Annotated in this window: 14 protein-coding genes and 1 other annotated feature; of the genes, 6 read left to right on the top strand and 8 right to left on the bottom strand. The window is 51.2% G+C overall.

The annotated features are described in order from the left end of the window. Nucleotides 1-52 precede the first annotated feature (52 nt). The 3 genes from gudD to gudP are packed head-to-tail and all read right to left on the bottom strand — an operon-like array spanning nucleotide 53 to nucleotide 4,108. A complete protein-coding gene (gene gudD, locus QUF14_RS17730; RefSeq protein ID WP_000098256.1) occupies nucleotides 53-1,393 on the bottom strand; it encodes a glucarate dehydratase in 1,341 nt (446 codons plus the stop codon). Nucleotides 1,394-1,413: 20 nt separating this feature from the next. Then, complete coding sequence (locus QUF14_RS17735; protein WP_000235398.1) at nucleotides 1,414-2,754, bottom strand: enolase C-terminal domain-like protein; 1,341 nt, start codon at nucleotides 2,752-2,754, stop codon at nucleotides 1,414-1,416. A 1-nt stretch (nucleotide 2,755) separates the two neighbouring features. After that, nucleotides 2,756-4,108 (bottom strand): galactarate/glucarate/glycerate transporter GudP, encoded by a 1,353-nt coding sequence (gene gudP / locus QUF14_RS17740; RefSeq protein ID WP_000097082.1) that lies wholly within the window; start codon nucleotides 4,106-4,108, stop codon nucleotides 2,756-2,758. A gap of 454 nt (nucleotides 4,109-4,562) precedes the next feature. On the opposite strand from gudP, the gene QUF14_RS17745 reads away from it, so the two are divergent. Next, a protein-coding gene (locus QUF14_RS17745; RefSeq protein ID WP_371829233.1) for an IS3 family transposase occupies nucleotides 4,563-5,776 on the top strand; the annotation gives its coding sequence in 2 pieces (ribosomal slippage) (nucleotides 4,563-4,851 and nucleotides 4,851-5,776; 1,215 coding nt in all). Beyond that, nucleotides 4,844-4,960 (top strand) — a sequence feature (AL1L pseudoknot). Its footprint overlaps the gene before it by 117 nt. A gap of 64 nt (nucleotides 5,777-5,840) precedes the next feature. On the opposite strand, the gene QUF14_RS17750 is transcribed toward QUF14_RS17745, so the two are convergent. The 4 genes from QUF14_RS17750 to syd all read right to left on the bottom strand — a co-directional run bounded on the left by QUF14_RS17750 (nucleotide 5,841) and on the right by syd (nucleotide 8,586). Further along, the gene (locus QUF14_RS17750) at nucleotides 5,841-6,290 is read right to left on the bottom strand and encodes a flavodoxin (protein WP_000807756.1); all 450 of its coding nucleotides are present in this window, start codon (nucleotides 6,288-6,290) and stop codon (nucleotides 5,841-5,843) included. Nucleotides 6,291-6,307: 17 nt separating this feature from the next. Continuing rightward, entirely contained in the window at nucleotides 6,308-7,090 is a 783-nt protein-coding gene (truC, locus tag QUF14_RS17755) for a tRNA pseudouridine(65) synthase TruC (protein ID WP_000890001.1), read from the bottom strand. Continuing rightward, complete coding sequence (locus QUF14_RS17760) at nucleotides 7,090-7,419, bottom strand: YqcC family protein (RefSeq protein ID WP_000206981.1); 330 nt, start codon at nucleotides 7,417-7,419, stop codon at nucleotides 7,090-7,092. Before QUF14_RS17760 ends, truC begins: the two co-directional genes overlap by 1 nt. Nucleotides 7,420-8,040: 621 nt before the next feature. Then, the gene (gene syd, locus QUF14_RS17765) at nucleotides 8,041-8,586 is read right to left on the bottom strand and encodes a SecY-interacting protein (RefSeq protein WP_000342436.1); all 546 of its coding nucleotides are present in this window, start codon (nucleotides 8,584-8,586) and stop codon (nucleotides 8,041-8,043) included. 67 nt (nucleotides 8,587-8,653) lie between these two features. Here syd and queF point away from each other — a divergent pair, with 67 nt between their 5' ends. The 5 genes from queF to xni all read left to right on the top strand — a co-directional run bounded on the left by queF (nucleotide 8,654) and on the right by xni (nucleotide 15,116). Continuing rightward, nucleotides 8,654-9,502, top strand: a complete 849-nt coding sequence (gene queF / locus QUF14_RS17770) for an NADPH-dependent 7-cyano-7-deazaguanine reductase QueF (RefSeq protein ID WP_100733546.1) — start codon at nucleotides 8,654-8,656, stop codon at nucleotides 9,500-9,502. A gap of 111 nt (nucleotides 9,503-9,613) precedes the next feature. Next, nucleotides 9,614-10,978 (top strand): nucleotide 5'-monophosphate nucleosidase PpnN, encoded by a 1,365-nt coding sequence (gene ppnN, locus QUF14_RS17775; RefSeq protein WP_000627995.1) that lies wholly within the window; start codon nucleotides 9,614-9,616, stop codon nucleotides 10,976-10,978. Between the two features lie 556 nt (nucleotides 10,979-11,534). Beyond that, nucleotides 11,535-12,824, top strand: a complete 1,290-nt coding sequence (gene sdaC, locus QUF14_RS17780; RefSeq protein ID WP_286333073.1) for an HAAAP family serine/threonine permease SdaC — start codon at nucleotides 11,535-11,537, stop codon at nucleotides 12,822-12,824. 57 nt (nucleotides 12,825-12,881) lie between these two features. Next, nucleotides 12,882-14,249 carry an L-serine ammonia-lyase II gene (gene sdaB / locus QUF14_RS17785; protein WP_000626401.1) on the top strand — a complete coding sequence of 456 codons (1,368 nt, stop codon included), beginning with the start codon at nucleotides 12,882-12,884 and terminating at the stop codon, nucleotides 14,247-14,249. Between the two features lie 111 nt (nucleotides 14,250-14,360). Continuing rightward, nucleotides 14,361-15,116, top strand: a complete 756-nt coding sequence (gene xni, locus QUF14_RS17790) for a flap endonuclease Xni (protein WP_024211949.1) — start codon at nucleotides 14,361-14,363, stop codon at nucleotides 15,114-15,116. A 54-nt stretch (nucleotides 15,117-15,170) separates the two neighbouring features. On the opposite strand, the gene fucO is transcribed toward xni, so the two are convergent. Then, entirely contained in the window at nucleotides 15,171-16,319 is a 1,149-nt protein-coding gene (fucO, locus tag QUF14_RS17795; protein WP_000013607.1) for a lactaldehyde reductase, read from the bottom strand. Between the last annotated feature and the right edge of the window lie 10 nt (nucleotides 16,320-16,329).

Raw genomic sequence — 16,329 nt, forward strand, 5'->3', positions numbered from 1 at the left:
TTGGCATCAGACTCAACCCGGCTCCTGACAGAGCCGGTTTTGGTTTTCTGTCTTAACGCACCATGCACGGACGCTTGTTATCGAACGTCCAGCCAGGAATCAGATACTGCATTCCCATTGCATCGTCACGCGCGCCAAGCCCGTGTTTCTGATACAGCTCGTGGGCTTTCATCACCTGATCCATATCGATTTCTACGCCCAATCCTGGTTTTTGCGGCACCTGTACCAGCCCGCCTTTGATCTCAAACGGTTCTTTGGTCAGACGCTGATTGCCTTCCTGCCAGATCCAGTGCGTATCAATAGCAGTAATTTTACCCGGTGCAGCAGCGGCTACATGGGTAAACATCGCCAGGGAAATATCGAAGTGGTTGTTAGAGTGTGAACCCCAGGTCAGGCCAAATTCATGGCACATTTGCGCCACACGTACCGAACCTTGCATCGTCCAGAAATGCGGATCCGCCAGCGGGATATCAACGGATTGTAACGAGAGCGTATGGCCCATCTGCCGCCAGTCGGTGGCGATCATATTGGTTGCGGTCGGCAGGCCAGTCGCACGACGGAACTCTGCCATCACTTCACGCCCGGAGAAACCTTGCTCCGCACCACACGGATCTTCTGCATAAGCCAGCGAACCTTTCAGGTATTTACCGATTTTAATCGCTTCGTTCAGCGACCAGGCACCGTTAGGATCGAGGGTAATACGCGCCTGCGGGAAGCGTTGCGCCAGTGCCACAATAGATTCGGCTTCTTCTTCTCCGGCCAGTACACCGCCCTTCAGTTTGAAATCGTTGAAGCCATATTTTTCATATGCCGCTTCCGCCAGGCGCACCACCGCATCCGGCGTCATCGCTTCTTCGTGACGCAGGCGATACCAGTCGCATGAGTCATCCGGCTGGCTTTGATACGGCAGCGGTGTGGCTTTGCGATTACCGACGAAGAACAGATAACCGAGCATTTCGACTTCGCTACGCTGTTGACCATCGCCCAGCAGCGATGCCACGTTAACCCCCAGATGCTGCCCCAGCAGATCCAGCATTGCCGCTTCTATCCCAGTAACCACATGAATAGTGGTCCGCAAATCAAATGTCTGCAAACCGCGCCCGCCGGCATCACGATCGGCAAATGTATTACGCACCAGCGTCAGAACGTTTTTGTATTCACCCAGCGTTTTACCCACCACCAGCGGAATCGCATCTTCCAGCGTTTTACGGATTTTCTCGCCGCCGGGAATTTCCCCTACGCCAGTGTGACCAGAATTATCTTTGATAATCACAATATTACGCGTGAAGAACGGTGCGTGTGCACCACTCAGATTCATCAGCATACTGTCATGACCCGCCACCGGGATGACCTGCATTTCAGTAACAACAGGCGTCGTAAATTGAGAACTCATCTTTATGTCCTTTTTCAAAATCAATGACGGCCGAAAACGGGACGTTTACGGTCAAAGGTCCAGCCGGGGATCAGGTACTGCATAGGGCCTGCGTCGTTACGCGCACCGCCAGGCAGACGTTTATAGGCCTCATGTGCCTTTTGTACCTGTTCCCAGTCCAGTTCCACGCCCAGACCGGGCGCATCAGGAACGGCAATTTTTCCGTTTTTAATCTCCAGCGGATTTTGGGTCAGGCGACAATCGCCCTCCTGCCAAATCCAGTGGGTATCGATAGCGGTAGGATTACCCGGTGCCGCCGCACCCACATGGGTAAACATCGCCAGAGAGATATCAAAGTGGTTATTGGAATGGCAGCCCCAGGTCAGCCCCCAGTCGTCGCAAAGTTGCGCCACGCGGACTGCACCGGAAAGCGTCCAGAAATGCGGATCGGCAAGTGGAATATCTACCGCATTGAGCATCACCGCATGGCCCATTTCGCGCCAGTTGGTGGCGATCATATTAGTCGCGACGGGCAAGCCGGTCGCCCGCCGAAACTCCGCCATCACTTCACGTCCGGAGAAGCCCTGTTCTGCTCCGCATGGATCTTCGGCATAGGTAAGAACATCATTCAGCCCTTTGCACAGAGAAATGGCTTCATCAAGCAGCCATGCACCGTTGGGATCAACGGTAATTCGCGCATCCGGGAAGCGTTTCTTCAATGCACGAACAGTGTCGATTTCTTGCTCGCCAGGTAACACGCCGCCCTTAAGTTTGAAATCTTTAAAGCCATAGCGATCCTGTGAAGCTTCCGCCAGACGCACAACGGCTTCGCTGTTCATCGCTTTCTGATGCCGCAATTGATACCACTCATGGTTGCCCAGCGTATTTTCCAGATAAGGAAGATCGGTTTTGGTCCGATCACCGATATAAAACAGATAACCGAGGACGGTAATAGCATCGCGTTGCTTGCCTGGCCCTAACAGTTCGCAGACCGGAACATTCAGCGCCTTACCTAGCAGGTCTAGCAAGGCGGCTTCCAGCGCCGCCACGGCATTAACGCGCAATTCAAAAGTCCAGGCACCTTTGCCGAAGGTATCAAAATCGGCTGCCTGATTACCTTTATGCACCTGCTGAACCACTTTATTCAGGCGCGCAACTTCCTGGCCCAACACCATCGGAATAGCATCGACCAGTGTTTGATAAATCACCTCTCCGCCCGGCGCTTCACCAATACCGGTATGCCCGGCGTTATCGGTGAGTACCACAATATTGCGGGTGAAATATGCGTTATGTGCACCACCAATATTAAGCAACATGCTGTCATGCCCGGCCACCGGAATGACTTTCATATCAGTAATAACAGGACTGGATTGTGTCGCCATCTTATTGCCCCGCAACAGGTTTCAACTCGATACGCTTGATATCGCCCACCAGCACCAGGTAGCTCAGTACCGCGATTAAGGCATGAACACCAACATAAATCAGCGCCCCATTAAACGAGCCAGTCGTGCCAACGATATAACCAATTGCGATTGGCGTGACGATGCCAGAAATGTTACCGAACATGTTGAACAGGCCACCGGAAAGACCGCTGATCTCTTTTGGCGCGGTATCTGCCATTACTGCCCAACCCAGCGCCCCGATGCCCTTACCGAAGAAGGCCAGCGCCATAAAGCCGATGATCATCCACTCAACGTTGACGTAGTTGCAGAACACCATCACCATCGACAGCAACATGCCCATTACGATCGGTGTTTTACGCGCAATGTTCAGCGATCCCGTGCGGCGCATCAGCCAATCGGAAATAATCCCACCCAGCACACCGCCGATAAAACCGCAAACCGCCGGAACGGAAGCCACAAAGCCCGCTTTCAGAATCGACATCCCGCGTGCCTGCACCAGATAAACCGGAAACCAGGTAATGAAAAAGTAAGTCAGGGCGTTGATACAGTACTGACCGATATAAACGCCGATCATCATCCGTGACCCGAGCAGCTGTTTGATCTGCCCCCACTTCACGCTGAACGGCACTTTAACTTTGGTGTTTTGCTGATCCATATTGATCAGCGCGCCACCCGCGGCGATGTACTCCAGCTCTTTCTGATTTACGCCCGGATGTTGATTTGGCTCATGGATGACTTTCAACCAGATAAAGCTGATGACAATGCCCAGACCGCCCATGAAGAAGAAGACATGTGACCAACCCACTTCATGAGTCAGCCAGCCCATAATCGGCGCGAAGATAACCGTTGCGAAGTATTGGGCGGAGTTAAAAATCGACACCGCCGTTCCCCTTTCCTGCGCCGGAAACCAGGCCGCAACAATGCGGCTGTTGCCAGGGAAAGATGGCGCTTCAGCAAGCCCGACCAGGAAGCGCAGCGTAAACAGGGCAACGATAATGCCGAATCCACTAAAGATATCGACGAAGCCTTGCAGCAAGGTAAACATCGACCAGATAAAGATCGACCAGAAGTAGACGCGTTTTGAACCAAAACGATCCAGCAACCAGCCACCAGGGATCTGCCCGATAACATAAGCCCATGAGAAGGCAGAGAACACATAGCCCATTCCCACAGGATCAAGGCCGATATCTTTGGCCATTTCCGAACCGGCGATAGAGAGCGTAGCGCGGTCGCCGTAGTTGAAGGATGTGACGATAAACAACATCACCACTATCCAGTAACGAGCATTCGTGCGTTTTTCCACACTGCTCGCAGCCTGACTTAAAGAACTCATTGTTGCACTCCTGAAAATTCGCGTTAGCCACGCTCACTCTGGACTGCGACATCGCCAGGAAATCAGAGGTGACGTAGGGTATTTTTTGCCGTTTTTATAGGTCGTTCGCCGAATACGGCGCGTGTTTATATCTGGCAATAACAGTATAAAAAGCGCGCCATAGCGGCTCACCGTGCAACAACACAACATTAATGCGTTCAATGAGGCCCGATTTTGGCATTAGCCCTGGACGGTGGAATCCACTTCACGGAAATGAAAACAAGAATAAGAAAGGAAGGATTAAAACGAAGAAATAAAGAAGAGTATGAAACGGATCGCTTGACTCCAGGCAAACGCCAGTAAAAATCCGCGCTATGAAGCAGTTTTTACTGGCATTTGCCTGAAAAGATTCGATTCAGTTTGAACCGCCCCGGAAATCCTGGAGACTAAACTCCCTGAGAAAGAGGTAAACAGGATGACTAAAAATACTCGTTTTTCCCCCGAAGTCCGTCAGCGGGCGATTCGTATGGTTCTGGAAAGTCAGGATGAATATGACTCACAGTGGGCGGCAATTTGTTCCATTGCCCCAAAGATTGGCTGTACGCCGGAGACTCTGCGTGTCTGGGTTCGCCAGCATGAGCGGGATACCGGGGGCGGTGATGGTGGGCTCACCAGCGCTGAACGTCAGCGTCTGAAAGAGCTGGAACGTGAAAATCGTGAACTGCGCCGCAGTAACGATATCCTTCGCCAGGCTTCCGCTTATTTTGCGAAGGCGGAGTTCGACCGCCTCTGGAAAAAATGATGCCACTGCTGGATAAGCTGCGTGAGCAGTACGGGGTCGGACCGGTATGCAGCGAACTGCATATTGCCCCGTCAACGTATTACCATTGTCAGCAACAGCGACATCATCCGGATAAACGCAGTGCCCGTGCGCAGCACGATGACTGGCTGAAGAGAGAGATACAGCGCGTATACGATGAAAATCATCAGGTGTACGGTGTGCGTAAAGTCTGGCGTCAGTTGTTACGGGAAGGAATCAGGGTGGCCAGATGTACAGTGGCGCGCCTCATGGCGGTTATGGGACTTGCCGGTGTTCTCCGGGGTAAAAAGGTCCGCACTACCGTCAGCCGGAAAACCGTTGCCACAGGTGACCGCGTAAACCGTCAGTTCGTGGCAGAACGTCCTGACCAGCTGTGGGTGGCTGATTTTACTTACGTCAGCACATGGCAGGGCTTCGTCTATGTGGCGTTTATCATTGATGTGTTTGCCGGATACATCGTGGGGTGGCGGGTCTCATCGTCTATGGAAACGACATTCGTGCTGGATGCGCTGGAGCAGGCGTTGTGGGCCCGTCGTCCGTCTGGCACCATCCATCACAGCGATAAAGGCTCTCAGTATGTGTCACTGGCCTATACGGAGCGACTAAAAGAAGCCGGATTACTGGCATCAACAGGGAGTACAGGCGACTCGTATGACAACGCGATGGCTGAGAGCATCAATGGTCTTTACAAAGCGGAGGTAATACACCGTAAGAGCTGGAAAAACCGTGCAGAAGTGGAACTGGCCACACTAACGTGGGTGGACTGGTATAACAATCGACGATTGCTGGGAAGGCTGGGCCATACTCCTCCGGCAGAAGCAGAAAAAGCTTATTATGCTTCCATCGGAAACAATGATCTGGCAGCCTGAGTTCACAGATAAAACACTCTCCAGGAAACCCGGGGCGGTTCAGTTTGCTTAAAACGGCAATTTTTCAGGACAACAGCGTGCCCCAATGTTCGACCCACGGATTTGATTCCGTTTCCGGTTCCGGGTTCTCACTGGCGTCAATCAACAGCATTTCGCCAACTCGCTGAGCGCTCTGTTCCTGCAACAAGGCATCGAACTGTTTGCCGCCATTGCAGAAATTCACATAACTACTGTCGCCGAGCGCAATCACGCCATAACGCAGATTCGGCTGGAAGCCCAGGGTATCTTTAATTCCCTGAAAGAGCGGCACAATGCTATCAGGAAGGTCGCCCTGCCCGGTCGTGGACGTAACCACCAGAACATACTTATCCTGATAGGGCAGCCAGTCGCTTAATTCAGGATCTTCAAATACCGTTGCTTTGTGGCCCTGCGCGGTCAGAATTGCTTCCGCTTCTTCCGCCACTAACAGCGAATTTCCGTACATTGTGCCCACAAAAATACCAATTTCCGCCATACCGTTTTCTCCCTGGATTAGGAACTTATCTCTCCATCCTGACCCGATGGCGCGCTGAACTCAACCCTTTCATTTTCAGGGAGTAGACCACGCCAGCCAAATTGTGATAACGCCTGCATCCAGGTGTCGTCCAGGCCCGCGTGAATAGTCAGCGGCTCGCCAGTAAATGGATGTGTCAATGACAACTGACTGGCATGCAGCATTAACCGCTGAAGGCCAAAATGTTCAGCACCGCTACGATTCTGACGTAAATCACCATGTTTGCTGTCGCCAATAATCGGATGGCGCAAGTGGGCAAGATGGCGACGGAGCTGATGCTTGCGTCCTGTTTTCGGCTCCAGTTCCACCAGACCGTAGCGCGTAGTCGGGTAACGTCCGGTCGCTACAGGCATTTCTACGGTCGCCAGACCGCGATAATGTGTCACCGCTGGCTGTGGACCTTTATCTTCGCGGGCGAATTTATCAGCGATTTTGTCCAGTTCTTCCACCAGTGGATAATCCAGAACTGCTTCTTCCATCAACCAGCCGCGCACAATCGCATGGTAACGTTTCTGGATTTGGTGCTGTTCAAACTGTTGTGCCAGCAGCCGTCCGGCCTCGCTGGATAGTCCCATCAGCAATACGCCGGACGTCGGTCGATCCAGCCGATGCGCGGTAAATACATGCTGACCAATCTGGTCACGCACGGTTTGCATAACCACCACTTTCTCGTCGCGATCCAGCCAGCTGCGGTGAACCAGCCAGCCGGAGGGTTTATTTACCGCAACCAGCCATTCATCCTGATAGAGTATTTCCAGCATCAGCTCGCATCATCCGCAAAAAGAGCATCCAGTTTTTCCAGCTCAGCCAGAATAAGCGCGCGTTGCGGATGGTCCGTCGCCAGCGCCATTTCATAATAGGGTGCAACAGCAAAAGCGCCCGGTAATGGCTGGTTATTATCTAACAAATCGTGCATTCGCGGGATCAGCACCCATTGCAACCACTCCAGTGGTTCCATGGTGTCCATAAAGAACGGTTGGGTACTGTTAAATTGATGCGGCTGAGGATCATCGTTTCGCCAGTGCTGATGTTCACGCAGTAATGCTTCAAGCGCCTGCAACTGGAGACGAACGCGGTCATGAGTGGTCATAAAGCAACCTCAATAAGAAAAACTGCCGCGAAGGATAGCAGGAATAAAAAAAGGGAGCACTGTATTCACAGTGCTCCCGGTTCGTTTCGCAGCATTCCAGCTACTTTTGTTGCTCCCTGCTCATCCTTGACAACTTTTCCTCTGGCCTTGCGGCCAATCGTTCATCCTGAACTATTGCTTCCTGCTCACACCACCCCGATGTGATACTTCATCCTGAAGTGTCCCTGGCCTTCCTGACCCACCGAATCATCCTGACCGGTTCTCATTCTCCATCCTGGAGGTGTCCTTTAACGCGTCCTGCGTCATCCTCTTCGCTTCATCCAGAAGCCTTTCCCTGAAACACCCTCATGGTGTGTCCTTCAGAAGTGTCATCATCCTGATGTTCACTTCGTTGTCTGACTCCCTGTCGACGAAGATAGAATCGTCTTTTTCGCGAAGTCTTACAAGGCGCTTACAGACAATGCCTTAAGGAAAATTTCATATGAAAGTTAAGAATTAACAAGCAATATATTGATTTTAAATGAAAATAACGATTCTTATCTTTTTAAGTATTCGCTTATTTCCTGGCGATCTCCTACAGAGTCTGTAAGAGATCTCTCACAACAAGATGGGGTATTTGGATTACAGAAGAGGCTTAAGTTGATTAAGGAATTCCGCAAGATTTGAGGCTAAATGCGTCCGTTTGCGTGTTCCCAGCGTCTCTTTGCACACTTCACCGGAGAGATTACACAACGAGATGACCTCTAACTCTTCTTCCAGCGTCGCGATAAATAGCGTGGGCGGCAGTTTTAGCCTTTTCTGAGTCACCAGATGACCAATCAGATTTTCCTGCACCCGACGGAAGTCGTCTTCACTCCAGGTTTGCAGCAATGTCAGTTTGATATCGCCAAACTGCGCGTGCATATCCCCGGCAAACTGGGTCGTGTAAAAAGTATGAACCGTGGGTTGTATCACAATATCAAAAGCACGTTCAACCGCGTTAACATTTTGTTCACCGGTAAACGGCTGGGGTTGCCAGTATACAGCGTCTTCGGTGGTTGAAATAATGCACGGTGAAGGAACGCCGTACAGTTCCTCACTTAACGGCCAGCTTTTATGCTCTTCATGCCACGCATCGCAGTAGCGTGCAGTAAAATCTTTCAAGGCTTGTGCGGTCAAATCGTCCACTAATTTCTCTCTTCACTTAAACCAGATACACTTGTCGTTTAGTTTATCTGGTTTATGACGGTGAAACATGTCTTCTTATGCAAACCATCAGGCACTTGCGGGCCTGACTCTTGGAAAATCAACCGATTACCGGGATACCTATGACGCCAGCCTACTGCAAGTCGTTCCACGCAGCCTGAATCGCGACCCGTTGGGCCTGAAAGCAGATAACCTGCCTTTTCATGGCGCTGATATCTGGACGCTGTATGAACTCTCCTGGCTGAATGCGAAAGGTTTGCCGCAGGTCGCTGTCGGTCATGTTGAACTTGATTACACCAGCGTAAATCTGATTGAGTCGAAGAGTTTTAAGCTTTATCTCAACAGTTTTAACCAGACGCGTTTTAATAACTGGGATGAGGTGCGCCAGACGCTGGAGCGCGACTTAAGCACTTGCGCTCAGGGTAAGGTTAGCGTGGCGTTATATCGTCTTGATGAACTGGAAGGCCAGCCGATAGGTCATTTCAATGGCACCTGCATTGATGACCAGGATATCACTATCGATAACTATGAATTCACTACTGACTATCTTGAGAATGCCACCAGTGGTGAAAAAGTAGTAGAAGAGACGCTCGTCAGCCACCTGCTGAAATCAAACTGCCTGATCACCCATCAACCAGATTGGGGTTCGATCCAAATTCAGTATCGTGGACGCCAAATTGACAGAGAAAAACTGCTGCGTTACCTGGTTTCTTTCCGTCATCACAACGAGTTCCACGAACAGTGCGTGGAACGCATCTTTAATGACCTGTTACGCTTCTGCCAGCCAGAGAAATTGAGCGTTTACGCACGTTATACCCGTCGTGGCGGTCTGGACATTAACCCGTGGCGCAGTAATAGCGATTTTGTCCCATCGACCACAAGACTGGTTCGGCAATAAATTTTTTCTCAATTTTGCGTGCTGGATTCACGCAGAAGGTTGTGAAAGGTCATCAGGCAGGGCTATTGTAATCAAAGGGAATGACGATATTCGTCCCATAAGGAGTTTTTCTTGATTACACATATTAGCCCGCTTGGCTCCATGGATATGTTGTCGCAGCTGGAAGTGGATATGCTTAAACGCACCGCCAGCAGCGACCTCTATCAACTGTTTCGCAACTGTTCACTTGCCGTACTGAACTCCGGTAGTTTGACCGATAACAGCAAAGAATTGCTGTCTCGTTTTGAAAATTTCGATATTAACGTCCTGCGCCGTGAACGCGGCGTAAAGCTGGAACTGATTAATCCCCCGGAAGAAGCTTTTGTCGATGGGCGTATTATCCGCGCTTTGCAGGCCAACTTGTTCGCGGTTCTGCGTGACATTCTCTTCGTTTACGGGCAAATCCATAACACCGTTCGTTTTCCCAACCTGAATCTCGACAACTCCGTCCACATCACTAACCTGGTCTTTTCCATCTTGCGTAACGCTCGCGCACTGCATGTCGGTGAAGCGCCAAATATGGTGGTCTGCTGGGGCGGGCACTCAATTAACGAAAACGAGTATTTGTATGCCCGTCGCGTCGGGAATCAGCTGGGCCTGCGTGAGCTGAATATCTGCACCGGCTGTGGTCCGGGAGCGATGGAAGCGCCGATGAAAGGTGCTGCGGTCGGACACGCACAGCAGCGTTACAAAGACAGTCGTTTTATTGGTATGACAGAGCCGTCGATTATTGCCGCTGAACCGCCTAACCCGCTGGTCAACGAATTGATCATCATGCCAGATATCGAAAAACGTCTGGAAGCGTTTGTCCGTATCGCTCACGGTATCATTATCTTCCCTGGCGGTGTGGGTACGGCAGAAGAGTTGCTGTATTTGCTGGGAATTTTAATGAACCCGGCCAACAAAGATCAGGTTTTACCATTGATCCTCACCGGCCCGAAAGAGAGCGCAGACTACTTCCGCGTACTGGACGAGTTTGTCGTGCATACGCTGGGAGAAAACGCGCGGCGCCATTATCGCATCATCATTGATGACGCCGCTGAAGTCGCTCGTCAGATGAAAAAATCGATGCCGCTGGTGAAAGAAAACCGTCGCGATACGGGCGATGCCTACAGCTTTAACTGGTCAATGCGCATTGCGCCCGATCTGCAAATGCCGTTTGAGCCGTCTCACGAGAACATGGCTAATCTGAAACTGTACCCGGATCAGCCAGTAGAAGTTTTGGCCGCTGATCTGCGTCGTGCCTTCTCCGGTATTGTGGCGGGTAACGTAAAAGAAGTCGGTATTCGCGCCATTGAAGAGTTTGGTCCTTACAAAATCAACGGCGATAAAGAGATTATGCGTCGTATGGACGACCTGCTACAGGGTTTTGTTGCCCAGCATCGTATGAAGTTGCCAGGCTCAGCCTACATCCCTTGCTACGAAATCTGCACGTAATCTCCCCTTCCCCGGTGACATTTGTTGCCGGGTTTTCTCGTTTTTGGTTACTTACTCATCAATTCATTTCATTTGTTATATAAATGTTTCTTACCGTCCTCACGCGATAAATATCATCACAGTTAATATGTCATACAATTTATATTGCAACGCAAACGTTTCCCTATTTTCACAAACCACATTTTATCGCTATGAAAAATAAATTATCCCAATTATTCACTAAAAGTATTGATTTTTTCAGCTCAACCTACATATATTGCGCGCCCCGGAAGAGGTCAGATGTCGTTTAATGGGCAAATATTGCCCTTAAATTCTCTTTTACTTTTGATTTACAGAGTAAAGCGTTGAGATTATCTATCTTCCAAGTAGATTATTGTATTTGAGATCAAGATCACTGATAGATACATAACTTGTGTGTATCTTTCCGCCCTCAAATTATTACGGCGGAAAATGATTAAGCCATCGCCGATAGACAGATTTCATTTTTACGGTCAGGCACCTTCCCGGGCTGAACTGGCTAAAAGCTGAATTATTTGCATTCCTCCAGGAGAAATTGATGGAAACGACTCAAACCAGCACGATTGTGTCGAAAGACTCACGTAGTGCATGGCGCAAGACAGACACCATGTGGATGCTGGGCCTTTACGGCACGGCAATCGGCGCGGGCGTGCTGTTCCTGCCAATCAACGCCGGTGTTGGCGGTATGATCCCGCTGATCATCATGGCTATCCTTGCGTTCCCGATGACGTTTTTTGCTCACCGCGGCCTGACTCGCTTCGTACTGTCTGGTAAAAACCCAGGCGAAGACATCACCGAGGTTGTAGAAGAACACTTTGGTATTGGTGCAGGTAAACTGATTACCCTGCTCTACTTCTTTGCTATCTACCCGATCCTGCTGGTTTACAGTGTGGCAATCACCAACACGGTTGAAAGCTTCATGTCTCACCAGCTGGGTATGACGCCGCCGCCGCGTGCGATTCTGTCTCTGATCCTGATTGTGGGTATGATGACCATTGTTCGCTTCGGTGAGCAGATGATCGTGAAGGCGATGAGTATTCTGGTATTCCCGTTTGTTGGTGTACTGATGCTGCTGGCTCTGTACCTGATCCCGCAGTGGAACGGCGCAGCACTGGAAACGCTGTCTCAGGACACTGCATCGGCAACCGGCAACGGTCTGTGGATGACCCTGTGGCTGGCGATTCCGGTCATGGTGTTCTCGTTCAACCACTCTCCGATCATCTCTTCTTTCGCCGTTGCGAAGCGTGAAGAGTACGGCGATATGGCAGAACAGAAATGCTCGAAGATCCTGGCATTCGCACACATCATGATGGTGCTGACCGTAATGTTCTTCGTCTTCAGCTGTGTACTGAGCCTGACTCCGGCAGACCTGGCTGCGGCTAAAGAGCAGAACATCTCGATTCTGTCTTACCTGGCTAACCACTTTAACGCACCGGTTATCGCGTGGATGGCTCCGATTATCGCGATTATCGCTATCACCAAATCCTTCCTCGGCCACTACCTGGGCGCACGTGAAGGCTTCAACGGTATGGTGATTAAATCTCTGCGTGGTAAAGGTAAGTCTATAGAAATCAACAAGCTGAACCGTATCACTGCGCTGTTCATGCTGGTAACGACCTGGATTGTTGCCACCCTGAACCCGAGCATCCTGGGTATGATTGAAACCCTGGGCGGCCCAATCATCGCGATGATCCTGTTCCTGATGCCGATGTACGCAATTCAGAAAGTACCGGCAATGCGTAAATACAGCGGTCACATCAGCAACGTATTCGTTGTCGTGATGGGTCTGATTGCAATCTCCGCAATCTTCTACTCTCTGTTCAGCTAAGTCCTTTCGCGCCGCTTTCGGGCGGCGCTTCCTCCGTTTTAACGCGATGTATTTCCTATGATTAGCGTATTCGATATTTTCAAAATCGGCATTGGCCCTTCCAGTTCCCATACCGTTGGACCAATGAAAGCGGGTAAACAATTTACCGATGATCTGATTGCCCGTAACCTGCTGAAAGATGTCACCCGTGTTGTGGTGGACGTGTACGGTTCACTCTCTCTGACAGGTAAAGGCCACCACACTGACATTGCCATTATTATGGGCCTGGCGGGTAATTTGCCGGATACCGTGGATATCGATTCCATCCCTGGTTTTATTCAGGATGTGAATACTCATGGTCGCCTGATGTTGGCAAACGGTCAGCACGAAGTGGAGTTCCCGGTTGATCAGTGCATGAACTTCCATGCCGATAACCTTTCTCTGCATGAAAACGGCATGCGCATTACCGCGCTGGCGGGCGATAAAGTCGTTTACAGTCAGACTTACTACTCTATCGGCGGTGGCTTTATCGTTGATGAAGAACATTTTGGTCAGCAGGATAGCGCACCGGTTGAAGTTCCTTATCCGTACAGTTCCGCTGCCGATCTTCAAAAACATTGTCAGGAGACCGGGCTGTCACTCTCTGGTCTAATGATGAAAAACGAGCTGGCGCTGCACAGCAAAGAAGAACTGGAACAGCACCTGGCGAACGTCTGGGAAGTAATGCGTGGCGGTATTGAGCGCGGTATTGCCACCGAAGGCGTGTTGCCAGGCAAACTGCGCGTTCCACGCCGCGCTGCGGCACTGCGCCGGATGCTGGTTAGCCAGGATAAAACCACCACTGATCCGATGGCAGTTGTTGACTGGATCAACATGTTTGCGCTGGCAGTGAACGAAGAGAACGCTGCGGGCGGTCGCGTGGTGACTGCGCCGACTAACGGTGCGTGCGGGATTATCCCGGCAGTGCTGGCGTACTACGACAAGTTTATCCGCGAAGTGAACGCTAACTCACTGGCTCGTTACCTGCTGGTAGCAAGCGCGATTGGTTCTCTTTATAAGATGAACGCCTCGATTTCTGGTGCCGAAGTGGGTTGCCAGGGTGAAGTTGGCGTGGCGTGCTCTATGGCGGCAGCTGGTCTGGCAGAACTGTTAGGCGCAAGCCCGGCGCAGGTGTGCATCGCGGCGGAAATCGCCATGGAACACAACCTCGGTCTGACTTGTGACCCGGTTGCTGGACAAGTTCAGGTACCGTGCATTGAGCGTAACGCCATTGCGGCAGTAAAAGCGGTGAACGCTGCACGTATGGCGCTACGCCGTACCAGCGAACCACGTGTCTGCCTCGATAAAGTTATCGAAACCATGTACGAAACAGGTAAAGATATGAATGCCAAGTACCGCGAAACCTCTCGTGGTGGCCTGGCGATGAAGATTGTTGCCTGCGATTAATCGCTCTCCAGAGGCCTCGATTTGCGAGGCCTCTTCCCGTTTTCTCATCCAGCCGTAGCCTCTTCCAGTAGTGAATGTTACCCTTATCACCTGATCTTTAAGGGGGTTATCGTGGCTGTTCATTTGCTTATTGTCGATGCACTGAATCTTATCCGTCGCATTCATGCCGTTCAGGGGTCGCCTTGTGTCGAAACCTGCCAGCACGCGCTCGATCAGCTCATTATGCACAGCCAGCCAACCCACGCGGTCGCCGTTTTTGATGATGAAAACCGCAGTAGCGGCTGGCGTCATCAGCGTTTACCAGATTACAAAGCGGGTCGACCACCAATGCCGGAAGAGTTGCACAACGAAATGCCTGCATTACGCGCCGCCTTTGAGCAACGAGGCGTCCCGTGCTGGTCAGCCAGCGGCAACGAAGCCGATGACTTAGCCGCCACGCTGGCGGTCAAAGTAACTCAGGCCGGGCATCAGGCAACTATTGTTTCGACAGATAAAGGCTACTGCCAGTTACTTTCACCTACATTACGTATTCGTGATTACTTCCAGAAACGTTGGCTGGATGCACCATTTATTGATAAAGAATTTGGCGTTCAACCGCAGCAGTTACCCGATTACTGGGGGCTGGCGGGGATCAGCAGTTCAAAGGTGCCAGGCGTTGCGGGGATCGGGCCAAAAAGCGCTACGCAGCTGCTGGTCGAATATCAAAACCTGGAAGGGATATATGAAAATCTGGACGCGGTTGCCGAAAAGTGGCGCAAAAAATTAGAAATGTATAAAGAGATGGCATTTCTGTGCCGCGATATTGCCCGCTTACAGACTGATTTGCATATCGACGGCAATTTACAGCAATTGCGGTTGGTACGGTAACGGCGTGCCGGATACGGCGCAAACGTCGCATCCGGCATCGTCACATCAGCGCAATTACCAGGCGGTATGGTAAAGCGCTACAATATCCTCAAGCGTTGCTTCACGCGGGTTGCCACCGGTACAAACATCGTCCAGAGCCGCCTGCGCCAGTGCCGGAATGTCTTCCTTGCGTACACCAACATCACGCAAATGTGGCGGAATACCGACATCACGGTTGAGAGCAAATACCGCTTCAACAGCGGCATTACGTGCCTCTTCCAGGCTAATACCTTCCACTTTCACGCCCATAACGCGCGCGATATCACGGTACTTCTCGCCGGTAAAATCGGCGTTATAACGCATGACATGCGGTAACAAGATGGCGTTCGCAACACCGTGTGGCGTGTTGTAAAACGCGCCCAGCGGATGCGCCATACCATGCACCAGCCCTAACCCAACATTCGAGAAGCCCATACCCGCAACATACTGCCCGAGCGCCATTTCTTCTCCGGCATCCTTATCACCAGCAACCGATCCTCGTAGCGCCCCAGCAATAATTTCAATCGCTTTAATGTGCAGCGCATCGGTTAACGCCCACGCACCACGAGTAATATACCCCTCAATAGCATGAGTGAGCGCATCGACACCCGTCGCGGCTTTCAGCGCAGGCGGCATACCATCCATCATGTCAGCGTCAATAAATGCCACCTGCGGGATATCATGCGGATCAACGCAAACAAACTTGCGCCGTTTTTCTTCGTCAGTGATCACGTAGTTAATGGTCACTTCTGCCGCAGTGCCTGCTGTGGTGGGGATTGCCAGAATCGGTACACTGGGTTTATTGGTCGGGGAAAGTCCTTCCAGGCTACGCACATCGGCAAACTCCGGGTTGTTGCTGATAATGCCAATCGCTTTACAAGTATCCTGTGGAGAACCACCACCAATAGCGATCAGGTAATCCGCGCCGCTACTCTGGAATACACCGAGCCCTTCTTTGACGACAGTAATTGTTGGGTTGGGCACTACGCCGTCGTAAATCGCCCATGCCAGCCCTGCAGCATCCATCTTATCGGTCACTTTCGCCACCACGCCGCATTGCACCAGCGTTTTATCGGTGACGATCAGCGCCTTCTGATAACCACGGCGTTTCACCTCATCGGTTAAAACCCCAACAGCCCCCCGACCAAACCATGCCGTTTCGTTCAGAATCATTCTGTTAGCCATCATCCTTCTC

The sequence above is a fragment of the Escherichia sp. HH091_1A genome (assembly GCF_030295175.1).
Lineage (GTDB): Bacteria > Pseudomonadota > Gammaproteobacteria > Enterobacterales > Enterobacteriaceae > Escherichia > Escherichia coli_F.